The 15,524-nt window shown below is 60.3% G+C and carries 12 protein-coding genes; 10 read left to right on the plus strand and 2 right to left on the minus strand.

Annotation, left to right across the window (positions count from 1 at the left end):
- Window positions 1-775: 775 nt before the first annotated feature.
- The 5 genes from PAF20_RS18330 (at window position 776) to PAF20_RS18350 (ending at window position 6,915) form a co-directional block, all read left to right on the plus strand.
- Complete coding sequence (locus tag PAF20_RS18330) at window positions 776-1,114, plus strand: DUF736 domain-containing protein (RefSeq protein ID WP_207020756.1); 339 nt, start codon at window positions 776-778, stop codon at window positions 1,112-1,114.
- A gap of 640 nt (window positions 1,115-1,754) precedes the next feature.
- Window positions 1,755-1,931, plus strand: coding sequence for a hypothetical protein (locus PAF20_RS18335; RefSeq protein ID WP_231580204.1), 177 nt, complete (start codon window positions 1,755-1,757; stop codon window positions 1,929-1,931).
- Window positions 1,932-2,343: 412 nt separating this feature from the next.
- Window positions 2,344-3,066 (plus strand): helix-turn-helix domain-containing protein, encoded by a 723-nt coding sequence (locus tag PAF20_RS18340; protein ID WP_271073665.1) that lies wholly within the window; start codon window positions 2,344-2,346, stop codon window positions 3,064-3,066.
- Entirely contained in the window at window positions 3,059-4,987 is a 1,929-nt protein-coding gene (locus tag PAF20_RS18345; RefSeq protein ID WP_271073666.1) for a relaxase/mobilization nuclease domain-containing protein, read from the plus strand. Before PAF20_RS18340 ends, PAF20_RS18345 begins: the two co-directional genes overlap by 8 nt.
- Before the next feature lie 14 nt (window positions 4,988-5,001).
- Window positions 5,002-6,915, plus strand: a complete 1,914-nt coding sequence (locus tag PAF20_RS18350; protein WP_271073667.1) for a type IV secretory system conjugative DNA transfer family protein — start codon at window positions 5,002-5,004, stop codon at window positions 6,913-6,915.
- A 69-nt stretch (window positions 6,916-6,984) separates the two neighbouring features.
- Here the strand turns inward: PAF20_RS18350 and PAF20_RS18355 are convergent, their stop codons facing one another.
- Together PAF20_RS18355 and PAF20_RS18360 are read right to left on the minus strand one after the other, a co-directional pair.
- Window positions 6,985-7,713: an HNH endonuclease gene (locus PAF20_RS18355; RefSeq protein ID WP_271073668.1), complete on the minus strand. Its 729-nt coding sequence runs from the start codon at window positions 7,711-7,713 to the stop codon at window positions 6,985-6,987.
- Window positions 7,714-7,960: 247 nt separating this feature from the next.
- A complete protein-coding gene (locus PAF20_RS18360; RefSeq protein ID WP_271073669.1) occupies window positions 7,961-8,752 on the minus strand; it encodes a BrxR family transcriptional regulator in 792 nt (263 codons plus the stop codon).
- A gap of 72 nt (window positions 8,753-8,824) precedes the next feature.
- Between PAF20_RS18360 and PAF20_RS18365 the strand changes: the two genes are divergently transcribed.
- From PAF20_RS18365 to PAF20_RS18385, 5 genes are all read left to right on the plus strand, one after another.
- A complete protein-coding gene (locus tag PAF20_RS18365) occupies window positions 8,825-9,961 on the plus strand; it encodes an exonuclease SbcCD subunit D (protein ID WP_271073670.1) in 1,137 nt (378 codons plus the stop codon).
- Window positions 9,958-13,038: an AAA family ATPase gene (locus tag PAF20_RS18370; protein WP_271073671.1), complete on the plus strand. Its 3,081-nt coding sequence runs from the start codon at window positions 9,958-9,960 to the stop codon at window positions 13,036-13,038. Before PAF20_RS18365 ends, PAF20_RS18370 begins: the two co-directional genes overlap by 4 nt.
- Before the next feature lie 393 nt (window positions 13,039-13,431).
- Complete coding sequence (locus PAF20_RS18375; protein ID WP_065331062.1) at window positions 13,432-13,680, plus strand: hypothetical protein; 249 nt, start codon at window positions 13,432-13,434, stop codon at window positions 13,678-13,680.
- A 109-nt stretch (window positions 13,681-13,789) separates the two neighbouring features.
- Window positions 13,790-14,731: a toll/interleukin-1 receptor domain-containing protein gene (locus PAF20_RS18380; protein ID WP_271073672.1), complete on the plus strand. Its 942-nt coding sequence runs from the start codon at window positions 13,790-13,792 to the stop codon at window positions 14,729-14,731.
- Between the two features lie 179 nt (window positions 14,732-14,910).
- On the plus strand, window positions 14,911-15,432 hold the full coding sequence (locus tag PAF20_RS18385) for a hypothetical protein (protein ID WP_271073673.1): 522 nt from the start codon (window positions 14,911-14,913) through the stop codon (window positions 15,430-15,432).
- Window positions 15,433-15,524: the final 92 nt, after the last annotated feature.

The raw sequence follows: 15,524 nt of genomic DNA on the forward strand, positions 1-15,524 counted from the left end.
AACGCCGCCACTCCCTGCGACGTGTCGCTGGCCGGGCAGTCTCCTCCGGAGCCAACCCGTCCAGCCGTCGCATGGTCGTGGCAACGCTTCATCTCGGCCGTTCCGGTCACGGTCGCTGGGGCGGACGCGTGACATCAGTGATCTCGTACCGCGCGTGTCGGTCGGTGTTGTTCCTTGCTTTGCCGGACATGCTGTGCCGCTCCGTCATCTTGGATCGCAGAAGATGGTTGACGACCGCAGGATCGCATTGGCCGCAGCTAGCATAAGGCCGGTGATGGTCTTTATGCGCAAATCGCAAGTTATGGGCTGCCATAGAGGCCCGTTCGAAATCCGGGTGAGCCCAGCAGGGTATCGAGGCTTCGACCGTCTCTTTGATGCTGCCCTGCCTGATGACACACATCGCGGTGCCACGGATGCCGGCCGTCCCGTCGCGTTAGGCAAGGCTCGGCAAAGCTCGAACTCGTCCGGGTGCGGCTCGGAGCGACAGGACAGAAATATCGCCACCACAGGCATTTCTCTCTTTCGGCTGTTCACCCAGTTTCCTTCGTGGCCACCGCACTTCTCCTTTTGTCTGAGTTGCATGACATGCTGGTCGCAGCTGTCGTCCCGTTCACAAAGGTTGCCGCCGATCTTTTTCCCCTGCCCCTGCGGGCCATTCCTCGCGAGGCAAAAAGACCGGCGCCTGCCCCTCTCCGCTGCGCTTCGCCTTCGGTGTGGCCGGGCCTTGGCCAGCTGCAAGGTGACCATCATTGCAACGCAAACAAGGAGAAGAGCAATGACCACGAACTGCATCAAATTCACCAGCGCCGACATCGAAACCGCCAAGGGCACAGGCTCCATCTCGACCCTGACCTTCGACCTCGACATCTCGGTCGAACCCGTCGCGAGCACGAACCCGATGGCCCCCACGCACCGCGTCCTCGGCCGCTCCCCGCGCGGCAAGCTGGTCGAGTGCGGCGGCATCTGGAAAAAGCAGAACAAGGAGACCGGCGCCGACTACTACACGCTGACCATCCGCGACCACGGCTTCAACGCCAATCTCGGCAAGGCCGCGAACCAGGACGATCTGTCCCTGCAGGCCGTCATCCCCTGGGGTCCCAAAGACGCAGCCTAAGCCAACGGCCAGACCGCTCCGGCGGTCTGGCTCTTTCTTGTTCCGGGGGAACTTGTCCTCGACTGGTGCACTATCGGTGTCCGAAGGATGCGGTATATTTCGGACGCGGACGCTGACACCGAGGCGGATAGTCTGACTGGATCGGTCGCAGTAGCGGCTCTGATCTTTCTGTTGAGGGACAGCGTGGATCGCACGAACCCGAGGCGGGACTGAATGTCAGCAGCGAGAACTGGCAGTCCGCTGTGCGAGGTAAGCGCACCCCTTCTCTCAGTCGAGCAACCCGTGCCTGGGTCGTCTTGGCGAAGCTCCCTGGGGCGGCGAACTCGCCCTGCGCCGCCGGCAACGAAATCGAAAATCATCGTCATGCATCCCGGGGCAACGTCTCACGTGAGGGTCACCGCCGCGCGCATTTCCGTCGACCTGTTGGCCTTTCAGATCGCTAGCCCGGGGTCGAGCGGTCGGCAACGCCGAGGGCAGGTTTCTGGACGGCTGCGCCTTGAGCGCTGCGGGGCATCGCTCACAACAAACCTGCCCCCGGCGTGCTCCATTTCATTTCGCCCCGTGCCGGGTGCAGCCCGCTCTCATGCCCCCGGTCTTTTCCACGATCCGTCCAACGACGATCAACGGAAAGGATCACACCATGACGCTCGAACAATCCATCGACCTCGCCGAACTGCAAGCCGACATGGCCTTCGAGGCCTACCTCGCCGCCTTCGATGAAGACGCCCATCCACAGACCCTCGACAGCCTCGAGACCGAGGCGCTGATCGCCCGCAGCCGCTACGACGACCTGCGCTCTCAGGGACTGGGTCACTGACCCAGAGACCCCTGCGGGTCTTCGGATCCGCAGGGGTCTGACGCTGTCTTTCAGAAGCTTCGTGACGCCCTCAGAGGGTGTGACCCGCGCCATCCAGCACGGGCCATTTTCGTGTACCTGGTGCCCGATCCGTGACTGGCTCGCGCGCTCGGATTGCCTGACATCGCGTGCGTCTTGAACACAAGTTTCGGAAGCTTTTGCGACCTGGTTGTCCTGCACCGATGAGGGCGGACCCCGTTCCATGTCGCGCCGCGGCGAGGGGTCTCGATGACGCCCAATGCCAGCAAAAAGACACAACATGCAAAACGTAATATTGCGCAATGTGATGTATTGAAGTATAAGCGAAGGAGAGAAGGAAGACGTTGGCAGGATATGGCCAATGTTTGCACATTTTGTCCGAGGGGTCTGACCCGTGCCGAGGCCAGCAAAAAACCTGAAGCTTGAAGAGCGCATCGAAGTGGCGCGGCGCTTCGCGGCGGGCGAAAGCGCGAAGGACCTGGCGGCGGCATTTGGCATCTCTCCGCGTCATGTGAACCGGCTCGCGAAAGAAGAGGCGGGCGAGGGCATTGCCGTGCGCGATCCGAGCGAAACAGTGGCGTTCAGGGCCAGCCGATCCGAGCTGGACGCCTTCGATGCGGAGTGGCGCGAACGGGGCTATGCAAACCGGTCTCAGGCACTCAATGCGGTGCTGCGCGGTCGCTGCGGTTTCCTCGATGTACCCCGTGATCTGGTCGCGGAGTTCTGCTCCGCATGGCGTCAGGCGAAGGACGTGAGCGACGCCGGATTGGTGCTCGCCAAGGCGGTCCATCGCGGTCGGCTGGAGGTCTCGGAGGCGGACCGGGCGGTGCTGATCGAGTTGCTCGATCTGGCGCAGTCGATGAGCAGTGAGATGGGTCGGATGAAGGATGCGGCGCAGGTGCTGCGTCATCAGGAGTGGCCGAAAAAGGAAGAAGGGCAGGGGGCGGAGAGCGCGGTTCTGGAGGATGGCCAGCGCACGATCGAACGCGGTCTGAGGCTGGTGCGTGAGAGTTCCGGTTCAGAATTGGATCGCCCTTCGCTGCCTCTCGGCAAGCCTCGAACGCGAACGGCGATACCCGATGATTTTCTGAAGAACCGGAACTCTCGAAATGGCTGATCCGCTCGCCCTCTATACCTCGGTCATGGGGCGGCTCTGGGAAGATGAGCGCATCCGGGGTCAGGCCGCGGCGCGGATCGACGCGCGGCTGGCGGGGCGTCGGCAGGGGCGGAGTTTTGCGCGCGTCGGCTCGATGTCGGCACGCAACGCGCTGAAGGCCGCGTCGGGTCAGAGCCGCGCGGCGGTGTTCAAACGGATCCGGGCAGGGGGCTGCAAGACGCGTGCCTCGCTTGGGGCGCAGCTCTCCTACATCAACGACAAGGCGGTCTACACTTATTCGACGATGACTAACACGCTGACCGATGCGGCGGTGCTGTCTGAGGATCAGAAAGAGGACATCATCGAGGACTGGGCCGGGACCTGGCGCGGCTCGACCAAGCTCGGCTTCACCTCGCACATGCTGCTGTCCTTCCCGACCGACGTGACGGCAACCCAAGTCCGCGACATCGCGATGGACTGGACGGAGCATTTCTTCGAGAGCGGCGAATACGGCGACCAGTGGGACTATGTCCTCGCGGTCCATGACGACCGGGCGCACAAGCACGCCCACATAATCCTGAATAATCGCGGCGTTGAAAACGGCACCTGGTTCTCCTGCTGGGCCGAAGGCGTGATGTCGCCGCAGCTGATGCGCGAGAAACAGGCCGAGATCGCGGAACGCTATGGCGTGATGCTCGACGCCACCACCCGGCTCGAGCGCGGCATCTTCGAGAAGCCCGCCGGGATCGAGGAGATCTACCGCGCCAAGGAAGAGGCCCGCCTGCCACGCGAGATCGTCATGACGGCCCAGGAATCTGCCATCGCGCAGGCGCAGGTGGTGGGCTTCGCCAAGGACTACAAGAACCTCGCCGACCTGCTGGACCGGATGGACCAGCGCCACATGGCGCGCGCCGTGCGCGGCATGGCGGACGGGCTCGGTTCCGGCACGCCGTGGAACTTCACCGAAGGAGAGATAGACATGAAGGACATCAAAACCGTCGGTGACGCGATCGACTATTCCGAGCGCACGATCGAGGCGCTCAGGCTCAAGGCTGAGGAACTGGATCCGGCCGAGCGTGCCGCTTTTGAAGCCAAGGCCGCTCCGATTATCGCGGACCTTTCGCAGATGGTTCCAGACCCGGAGCTGCGCGCTCGCTTTGGCAAGCAGCTCGAAGAACCCTATCCCCCGGGGGCGGGCAGCGAGGTGCTGATCGCCGCGCTTCAGTCCGGCAATGACGAAGGGCTGCGCGACGTTCTCGTGCGCGCCGAGGAGGTGGGCATGGACAGCGAGGAACTGGTGGCCCGGATCGCGGCGGGCGGCACGCGGAACTACGGCATGGCACAGGACTGGGTCGAGCGGGACATGAACGCGGTGCTGGCGAAGGATGGTCTCAGCGTCGAGACCGCCAATGACGACCAGCTCGATGCCGCGCTGGAAAAGGTCGATGGCGTGATGGACGCGCTGATGGAGCGGGCGAAAGAGATGGGCGTCGAGATCGGCCGAACCCTTGCCGATGAGGAAGAGGCGACGCTGCCGCTCATCGACGAGGACGACCGGACGCCAAATCCCTACCTGCAGGACCTCGCCGACATGTTGCGCGATGGCAAGCTCACCGAGGAACAGGAAGAGACCATCGAGCGGACCCTGCAATCCGAGCTCTTCAAGGAGTTGGGCGAGGAGGGCCTGGCCGAGCTTCGCCGTGGCAACTACGAGGTGCTGGATGCGGCGCTGCCGAGCAAGCTCGACCAGATCACCGTCACGCAGGAATTCCTCGAAATGACCTTTGAAGAAACTGGCGACCAGGTCTTCACCGACCGTGCCGCCGGGTTGCAGCAGGACAAGGCGACCGAAGTGGCGCGGTTGCGCGGCCAGCAGGAGGCGCAGGAGTTGGATCGCGATCTTGGCCGCGACCGCGGTCTCGATGACGAGATGGAATTCTGAGGGAGATGACCACCATGACCAAGACACTTCCCCTCTGGGCCGCGCTCCTCTTCGGCGTGATCTGCGGCGCTGTCATCGGCACCATCGTTGCCGCCTTCTACCTGACCCTGGCCCTGAAAACCGGCTTCGGCAGTTTCGACATGTTGGCGCTCTGGAAGGCCAGCGCCGCAACACGCGCGGCACATCCTGAGGCCTTTAAGGTGGGGTTTGGCGCCGTCGGCTTCGGAGCCATCGGGCTTGGCGCCCTGGCGCTGGCCTGGACCTGGAAAAAGGAGAGAGACGACTATGGTTCGGCCCATTGGCAGACAAAGGCGGAGTTGAAGAAGAACGACATGTTGCAGGCGCCGGGCAAGGGCTTCGTCTGCGGCAAGCTTGGCGCGCCGCGTTTGAAAGCCGAGTTCATATCCTCGACCACGATCCCGCATGTGATGATGGTGGCGCCCACCCGCGCGGGTAAGGGCGTCGGCTTCGTGATCCCGAACCTTCTGAGCTTCGCGGGCTCGGTCGTGGTGCTCGACGTGAAGGGCGAGAACTTCGAGAAGACTGCACGGCTCCGGGCGTTGAACGGAGACGAGGTCTATCGCTTCAGCCCCTTCGACTGGGCCAATGCCACGCATCGCTACAACCCGCTTGCGCGGATCGCGAAGGCCCCGACATTCGCGCAGCGCTTCACCGAGGTCTCGATCCTGGCCGACCTCTTCCTCGACAAGGACAACAAGACGCTCGACACCTTCTCCGAGGCCGGCAAGTCGATCTTTGTCGCGGCCTGCCTGCTGGCGATCCAGCGCGGCACACCGAACCTTGGCGAGGTGAACAAGATCGTCGCCGGGGGCGAGTACAAGAACGCGCAATACAAGACCTATGCAGACGAGGCCGAGGAAGACATCCTGCGCGAGCTCTGGACCAACGCGGCCTCGGCCTCATCGCGCCTGCTGACCTCGAACATTCAGGCGCTGATGACGGCCGGCCTCAAGCAATGGGACAACCCGGCGGTGCGCTCGGCCACAGAGGCGAGTGATTTCGATTTCTCGACCTTCCGCAAGACCTCACAGTCGCTCTACATCGCGGTCTCCGAGGATCACATCGCCACCCTCGCCCCGCTCCTGCGTCTGATGTTCGCCGATCTCATCGCGTCGATCCGGCTGAACGAGCCCGGCCCGGATGAGCCCTGGCCTGTCATGATGATGATCGACGAATTCCAGCAGATGGGGGCCATGCCCTATCTCGAGCGCGCGATCCATTCGCTGGCAAGCTATGGCGGCCGCGTCGCGATGATTGCGCAGTCGCTGGCCTCGCTAGACCGGATCTACGGCCCCGAGGGTCGCGAAAGCCTCGAGAACGGGGCGGGGCTCAAGCTCTACATCACCCCGCGTGACCAGCGCACTGTAAAAGAGGTTTCGGCCGCGGTCGGCAGCACCACCCGCGAGGCGGTCACCCGGATGTATGGCCGCAACAAAGGATTCCTCGGCGCGACTTCGACGTCAGAGCGGCTGGAAGAGCGACCGCTTCTGTCCGAAACAGAGGCGCGCTTGATGGACCCCGACGAGGTCATCATCCTCGCCTCGCCCCAGCATCCGATCAAGGCGAGCCGGATCAAGTATTACGATGATCCCTTCTTCAAGGGGATGTTGATCCGCCAGGAGGGCAAGCCGTTCCCCTATCCGCCGTGTGTGAAGGGCGTGGGGCCTTGGGGTAACGACGGTAGTGATAATGCCGGCGCAGACGAGCAGGCGAAACCAACCGAACGCGCATCAGTCCGGGACCGATCACAGCGGCGCGAAGCGCGCACGATGAGCGTATTGGCGATGGAGGCGGGGCGCGGGCAGCCCGAGCTCGAGACGCTCGACCGGGAAGCTGCCGTGCCGAAGGAATGGGAGGCAGCGCTCGACCGGCAGGAGGATTTCATTGAGGAGTTATTGGGTGGATGAGGGTGGTCACGTTGTGAAACGTCCAAAGGACAGGTGTGCGAATTGCAGTAGGCGACAATTGTAGTGCGCTCACCCATAGTCTTCTGCGTCTACAAAACCTTGTCGGTCGCTGCCGCAGGCTCCGCCAGGAATTGAAGCGGCGCCACTAGGCATGCCAAACTGATGGCACCACTCGCCATCGTCCCCAGCGTGCACGCAGCCGGTGCAACCTGTCTCGCGGTCTTCATTCAAGCGGTGGATGCGGTCGTGACAGTCGCCACACAATGCCACTAGTTCGAACAGAAACTCGCTACCCCAATTGCGATAACTGAGGTGATGTACCTCGGCTGCTCGCGCTTTGCGGCACCCCTCGCATAGGCCAGCAGCACGATCCATCACTAGCGATCGCCGTTCGGCCCACTCGCGGGATGCAAGATAGTCGGCATGAGATCTTTGGAAGTATGATTTGCCCTCAACACTGCCGCGCCACCGGCTCTCTTGGATGGCGACGTAGCGGCGGCGCACTGTGTCCCACTCGCCCTTCCGTTTCGCCTCGTAGTCCGGGTTGTGCGCTTCGTCGATCTCGGGCAATAGTTCAGTCTCGGTCGTGCGCTTCACCGGGTTGCCCAGAAGCAAGCCGCAGTCGAGGCACTGCTTTTTGACGATTGGCCCGCCGCCCTTGTTGAAGCCACGACGAAGTTCGCTGCGCGTGTGCTGGCACTCGGTCGCGTTAAAAGCGTTCACCTCTTTCGCATATCGCTCTGCAAGATCGCGATCCAAGGGGACGCGCTGGTTGGTGTCGGGATCAAGTATTGCCATGTGTCATCTCGCCTCGCTCGTCCATGAACTGTTTTGTCGCCGCCCACCCCCCCCTAGGTCGTCAGAGTGAAACCTGAAAAATATTTGACCAAGGTAGATGCTATTGACCTTGGTCGACCCATTCCCGCCACTCGCTTCCAGCGAGCAACGCGACTGTGCGAATTTCGAAGAGCGAATGGGGCATCATATTCAGTCCTTAAAGCTCAATTCCGGAGTTGGTCAGAACTTCACCTTTCGAAAAGACCATTCATGCATTCACCTCTTCAACTGTTTCCAATTCCAAACGCGCCTTTTCCTGGTTCAGTCGCCATCGTCTAACGACATAAAACACGAGCGCCTTGCGCGTTTCGATCAGTAAGTGCGTCTTTTCGTCAAAGCCATACTCTAGCCGGACGGCTCGCGCTTGTGCATCGGATAGATCTGAACGCGGGCGTATCCACATGCGCACCAAGCTGTTCCAGTCCGTGTCAAAAGGCAGGGGAGCAGGCCGCTCCCGCGTTTTCATCTCAGTTTGTCTCGTTATTCGTATTGGGAGATAATCGCGGTACGCCTCGTGATTATAGCTCCAGGCGCGGAGATAAATTGCCTCTCCGTCAAAATGGAACTGAACTGGACTGATCCACTGCGGGTCGGATAGGCCGCTTGTCATCGAGGTGTAGGTAATCTGGATGTCGCGTTCGCCCATCCTGGCGCGGTAGAGTTGTGCGACAACGGTGGAATCCATCACGCGAGTGGGAAGCGGGATGCTCGCGCCAAGCGATGTCGCCTTGCTATCAAGTAATTCGAAAACTTGTTCCGGGCCAGCCTCAGTCAATGCGCAGTGGTCGCCGGTCGAGAAATAGGCCTTCACTGCGGCATCGTAGACCGGTGGCGTATTCGTCAGAGAAAGATAGGTTCGAAAGTCAACCGCAGCCTGTGCCATCGAGATATTGAAGCGTTCGATCAAGTCGCGGCGGTTCGCCTGACCTCTCCAGGTCAGACATTGGTCGAGGAACAAAATTCGCTCGCGTTGCGCGTGTTTGAGGGCTTTCAGGCTCATACGCCGAGTAATACTTGACTCCGCTCGCATAGTCCATACATTTACTATACGTATAGAAAATGGATTGATCTGATGCGAATACTTCATACGGCAGATCTGCACCTGGGGCGGCAGTTCATGGGGTTGAGCCTCGAGGAGGATCATGAGGTCATCCTGGGTCAGATCCTTGAAACGCTTGTCGCCGATCGGGTCGATGTTCTTGTCATCGCCGGGGACGTTTTTGACCGTGCCTCGCCGCCCAGTTCGTCGATTCGGCAGTTCAATCGCTTCCTCAAACGCGTGGCAGAGGAGACCGAAGCCGCTGTGGTTATGATCTCTGGAAACCACGATTCTGGCGACCGGATCGAGGCAATGTCTGTCTTTTCCACCGCGTCTCGTGTGCTGGTGCGCGGGATTGCCGATGCGGTGGAAGAGCCGCTGGTGCTGCGTGACGCGCATGGCGAGGTCGCCTTTTCCGCGCTGCCTTTTTCCTATGAATACGCCGCACGCGAGGTGTTCGGGGATGAAAGCATTAGTGCGCCGGCGGAGGTAGTTGCCGCCCAGATCGCAGCTGCGAGGGGGCAGGTGCCTGATGGGGCGCGTTGGGTCGTCGTGGCCCATGCTTTCGTCGCGGGGGGTGCGGTCGGCGAGACCGAGCGCGCCCTGACGCGAGTCGGGGGCATCGAAACTGTTCCCTCCGATGTCTTCGATGGGGTGGACTATGTTGCACTGGGGCATTTGCACAAGCCGCAGGAAGTGGGCGCGAGCCATACTCGTTACTCCGGCGCACCGCTCGCTTTCGGTTTCGACGAGGTGGGAAACGAAAAATCCATGACTGTCGTCGATCTGAAAGCTGAAGGTGTCGACATCCGCACCGTACCGTTCCGACCGATCCGGCAGGTCCGCTCGCTTACCGGGGCATTCTCGGATCTTCTGGCAGGAACGCCGTCTGATGACTTCATCCAGGCTATCCTGACGGATGAAAACCCTCTGATCGATCCGATGAAGCGGTTACGCGCGACCTATCCCAATGCTTGCCATCTGGCCTATGCCCGGCAGGAGCGCGCTGCGGAGACCAAGGCGCTCGGCAGCGGGCGGGCCGCGGTCACGCCAATCGAGATGATTAACGACTTCGTGAAAGTTGTGCGCGGCCGGGAACCAAACGCCACCGAAGTCGCGATCGTCGCGGAAAAGCTCCACGCAGCATCCTCCGGGGAGGAGCAGACATGAGACCCGTTCGCCTATCGCTTCAAGCCTTCGGGCCATTTGCGACAACCGAGGTAGTCGATTTCCGGTCCGCGCTGGAGACGGGTCTGTTCGGAATTTATGGTCAGACCGGCGCGGGAAAGTCGACGCTGTTTTCGGCGATGTCCTTCGCGCTATTCGGGGCGCCGACCAAGACTGATCAGGAACCACGTTCACTACGCTCGGATCACGCCGCGTCGGATCTACCTACCGAAGTGGAATTTGTCTTTGAGCTGGGCGCCAAGACCTACCTGATCCGTCGTCGTCCGGCGCAGGAACGTCCAAAGGCGCGCGGTGAAGGGACCACTGAGGACGCCGCAGAAGCCTCGCTGTTCGACGTCACCGGGATTCCGGTGGACACTCTTGGTCCGAGTCAGTCTGGCCGTGTCATTGCGGAAAAGAAGGTCTCGCTAGTGGGGCAGCAGGTCGAGGCGCTGCTTGGCTACGGGGCAGAACAGTTTCGACAGATCGTGCTCTTACCGCAAGGCAAGTTCGAGACGTTCTTGGCGGCAAAAACGGATGCGCGTGTCGAGATATTGCGGGATCTCTTCGACGTGAAGATCTATCGCGATCTCGCCGCACGGCTGAAAGAAGAAGCCTCAGAGGCAGAACGAGCGTTGCGCGACCAGCGCGCTCTCTACGTGGCTCGACTCGAGGAACGTGGTTTTGAGAGCGCGGAGGCGTTAGAACTCGGGATTGCCGCAGCCGAAGCAAAAGTCGAAGAAAAGCAGGGAATTCAGCACGGCGCGGCGATGGCTACCGAAGCCGCGCGCAAAGCTCTGACCGAAGGCGAGCAAATCGCGACAGCATTTTCTGCTGTCGACACGGCACAGCAGGCATTCGATGATCTAGAAAGGAAAACGGGCGAGGTCGAAGAACTGGCCAAGCGGATTGAGGCTGTCCGGAATGCCATGCAGGCCCGTGATCTTGAGACGGCTTGGTGCGATGCGGAGCAGGAAAGCCTGAATGCGGTGGAGGCTGTCACGAAGGCCGAGGCAGAACTCAAGATCGCCACTGGCGTGAAGGAGTTGGCGGAAAAGAAACTTGCTGAGGCACAGTCTGGCGAGGACCGACGGCAACAAGTTCAGGCTGACCTGACAAGGTTGGAGGCGATCGAGAAGCAGGTCGGGCAGGCAGCGGATCTTAGACGCGCGTTTGACGAAGCTGCGGAGGACGAAGCTTCAGCGAAAAAGGCTCTGACCGAGGCCATAGATGCCCGAGAGAAGCTCAAGTCTCAGCGCGATGAGACCGATCTGGCGCTTGATCAAGCGCGAAAGACCGAAACGGAGCTAGGCCAGCTGACCGGTGAGCTGGCCGAGGTCAACCGAGAAAGGGTCAAGGCAGCGGCGTATGCTAAGGCGCAAGAAGCTGTCGCTGATGCCCAACGAAATGTCGAAGCGGCATCGAACGAATTGGCGACAAGAACCGATGCGACGCGAACCGCTGACGCGGACTTGGTAGATGCCGAGGCACGGCTTTCGCGCACGCAAGCGATCATTCTCGCGGAAAAGTTGACCGAAGGGGCGCCCTGCCCTGTCTGTGGTTCCCATGATCATCCTGCGCCTGCCCATGGTACGCCCGAACAATCTGGTTTGACCGAAGCATTTCGGAGCGCGCAGGTTCTGGCGAGAACTGCGTCCGAAGCCAGAGTTCGGGCCGAAAGCGAACTCGGCAATTTTCGAATCCGGCTCGACGAAAAGAAGCGGTCGCTGGAGGAACAGGAAAGTCCTGAGCGCACGTTGGTGGAACTCGAAGCTGAAATCGCACGACTTGAAGGCGATGTCGCCGAGCTCGGAGAAGCGGTCGATGTAGACACGATGGCGGAGCAGTTGGCTCAACTCAAGCTGAAACTGACCGAGGCTGAAACTGCCGAGGCTACGGCGCGCACCGCTGCGGGAAAGGCTGAGACCGCTCTTGCCGGCGCGCGCGCCAAGCTGGACACAGTGATCGAGGCCCTGCCGGAAGGTCTGCGCACGCCCGAGGCGGTTGTCGTTCGACGGGAGGCTTTGCAGAGAGAGCAAAGGCAACTCTCCGAGGCGCTGGAAGTGGCGACGCAACAGGACCGAGCCGCCAGTGAAGTGCTCACCCGGTCGCAAGAGCAGCTAGAAGCAGCGAAGCGGGCGCGCGACGGGCAGCAGCAGCGCGTGAAGAAGGCACAAGGTGATTTTGTCGCTCGGCTTACCGAGGTTGGGCTGGACAAAGCGGGATATGATGCCTGCAAGAGCCATTTCCCGACTCTCGACGCCGACCGCAAGAAGGTGACCGATCACCGCGATGGATTGATCGCTGCTCGCACGACATTGCAGAACGCCATAGCCGCTTGTGCAGATCGTGAACGCCCGGATCTTGCCCCGCTACAGCTGGCGTTGGCAGACGCCACCCAGACCTTGAACGCGGCCAACGCTGCACTTGCCACAGCGAGAACGGATGTATCGTCACTGGCCAAATTCAAGGAATCGCTTGCCGCGGCTCTGACCGAAACCGAGCGGCTCGAAACCGAGACCGGTCCGCTTCGGGGGCTGGCCGATCTGGCTAACGGCAAGAACGATTTCAAGATGACACTCGAGACCTTCGCGATCGGAGCAATGTTCGACCAGGTTCTCGAGGCGGCGAATATGAGGCTCGACCCAATGACACGTGGTCGCTACCGGCTAACGCGCGGGCTCGAGGCATCTGGCGGTCGCGGCAAGCGTGGGCTCGAAATCGAGGTCTTCGACATCAACACCGGCAAGGCGCGCCCGACAGCCACGCTGTCAGGCGGCGAGACCTTTATCGCGGCACTGGCCCTCGCGCTTGGGCTAGCTGATGTGGTCGAGAGCCTTTCGGGCAAGATCCGGATGGACACAATCTTTATCGACGAAGGCTTTGGGAGCCTCGACACCGAGAATGGGGCGGGCACGCTGGATCAAGTGATCCAAGTTCTTGCCGCGCTGACAGAGGGCAGTCGTGCCGTGGGCCTGATATCCCATGTAGGGCTGGTGCAAGAGGCTATTCCACAAGGCTTCTACGTGCGTTCGACCCCGAGCGGCAGCCGGGTCGAGGAAAGGAGGGGGCTGGGATGACGGACCGTTGGTATTACAGGAAGGCACACACCCGCCGTCTGTCGACAGGGCGCACGGTATCCGTTCGCGGAGGTTGGGCAGTTCGAGGCGATCGTGAAAGCAAGAAGGGCGCATCCTTTAGGCGGACTTGTCCAATATGCGGGGCGCTGATCGTAAGCGTGGGCATGCCCAGAGGAGGGTGGGTCCATTTTGAGGGCGGCAAAGGCCTGACACGTATCAAACATCCGTGCCTGCATCTTGGTGAAGGCCTGAGCAGGCGGCGCGACGAAGACACGCCAGACCTTTTTGAGGCGAGGCTGCCATTTTAAATGTCACTGATGAAGCTTGCGAAAAGTTGGCTCCAATCCCACATCTAGTATCTAGAAGCAAACAAAACACCATATGGAGGATAGTATGGCGGTAAATCGTAAAGGAACTTCGACCAAGGTTGCCTCGCTTGCAGCAGACACCCTTTTCAAACCTGGCTCTTCACAGATCGCCCGCAAGCTTGCTGGTTCGGCGTTGTCTCAGTCAAAGACCAATCGGCAAACCGGAGCGGAAATGGAGGACCTCGCGTCAAAGGTACTTCGCAGCGATCGCTATTCTGAAAAGACAAAGACACTTGCCGCTTCGGTGTTGTCCCAGTCGAACAAGAAGCGCTGACTGTAGACAGTATTACAGTGGTTTCGGGCTCAAGCGCTACAGGCCGTGTCTCACGTAGGTAGCGCTTTGGGTAAATCATGAACAAACATTAAACATTTGAGTTGAGCAGATGCGGGCATTCATTTCTTATTCCCATAACGACAAGGCCGCGCTTGATCGGCTGCACGTCCACCTCAAGAACCTTACAAGGGAAGGGCGTATTGAGACCTGGTATGATCGCAACATCTTGGCTGGTGGCGAACTGGACGCTGAGATTGAACGGGAACTGGAGGCTTCCGACCTGTTCCTGCTCCTGGTGAGCCCCGACTTCATCGCATCCGACTACTGTGTCGAGCGCGAAATGAGACGCGCGCTTGAACGCCACGCCGCAGGGACCGCCCGTGTAGTGCCGATCATCGTGGAGGAATGCGATTGGAAAGCGATGAGGGAGTTGCGCCAACTGAAGGCCGTGCCGACTGACGGCAAGGCGATCAGCGCATGGGCCAATCCAAACACCGCTTACCTAAATGTCGTGCAGGAGCTTCGACGCATCATCGAAGCTGAAGCTGTACCTGCAGCTGCGGCGGAGGTAGCCCATGAGCCGTCGGCCACACGCCCCTCGATGGCACGCTACCGAGCAAAGCGGCAGTTCGACCAAATCGACAAGGGTGATTTCCGCGATGCTGCCTTCGCCACCTTCAAGGATTACTTCCGACGAGCGATCATCGAAATGGACTCAATCGATGGATTGCGCGGACGTTTCGTTGACAGAAGTGCGACCTCTTTTGGGGCAACGGTTGTCAACAGCGGCCATCGAAATGGTACGGCCCACATCTCGGTGCACTGCCGTAGCTCGCAGGTCGCCCTGGGCGATATTTACTACTCGTTCAGCGAAAACGCCGGTGACAACACAGCAAACGGCGGTTTCAACATTTCGGCCGATGATTACGAGCAATTCCTGATTCAAACCATGAACGTCTTCGGTAGAGCTGATGAACGGCTGACTCCAGAGCGAGCGGCTGAGGTGCTCTGGAATGAGTTCATTGGTAACGCAGGTATCAGCTATGACTGAGCGTGTTCATTTCCGCTGCAACAATTGTGGGCACCGCTTCGAAGTCGAAGTGCTTGATGAGTACGAACGTCGCGAGGCCCGCCGTGAAAAGCGGCCGACTAGCGCGGTGCATTGTCCCGAATGTTATCGAACCGATATCCGGAGGGGTTGGGAATGAAGGCTCGTGAGGGACACCACATATGCGAAGCACTTTGAACGTAAAATCAGCCGCTCTCGCCGAGGAGCCGAAAGGTACGCTGTTTCTCCTCAAGAGGTACGGCCATCAGCCAATCTATGGCATTAAGCTTTCCGAACCATTGGATCAGCCCAACGACAAACCGACGGTTCTGCTATTGAACCCTGACTTTGGGCGTGAAGGCGAAGCCAATTGGCATCGGATATTCCAGTGGGAAGCGGACGAGTGGTGTATCTCCTTTGGAACCGACTGGATATTGCAGCCTGATTTCGCGGCTTCTTCGCTGTCTGAGATGAACGATCCGCAGCAAGAGGCATGTCTGACGATCGGGCCCCAGGGCATTCACTTCCGTGCGGCACCTGGCGACGGATTCCGGGTCTCCTATCGCCACTTCATCCATGTTGAAACCCTAGATCCGGTGAAGGATCTCGGAAATGCCGCCTTCCACCTCAACTCGTACCGAATCTTCTTGAACCGAGAGGATTGGGACAATAGGCGCCCCCCGATCTTTCAGCACGGCGTCTAGGCGACAGCCACCTCTCCTTCGAAGCCAGGAACAGATAGTTGCTATGTCATAGGGTGATCGTTGCGCCATGTGTGTCCGAACGTTTCACCGAT

Origin of the sequence: Paracoccus albus, assembly GCF_027913035.1 — a bacterium.
GTDB lineage: Bacteria > Pseudomonadota > Alphaproteobacteria > Rhodobacterales > Rhodobacteraceae > Paracoccus > Paracoccus albus.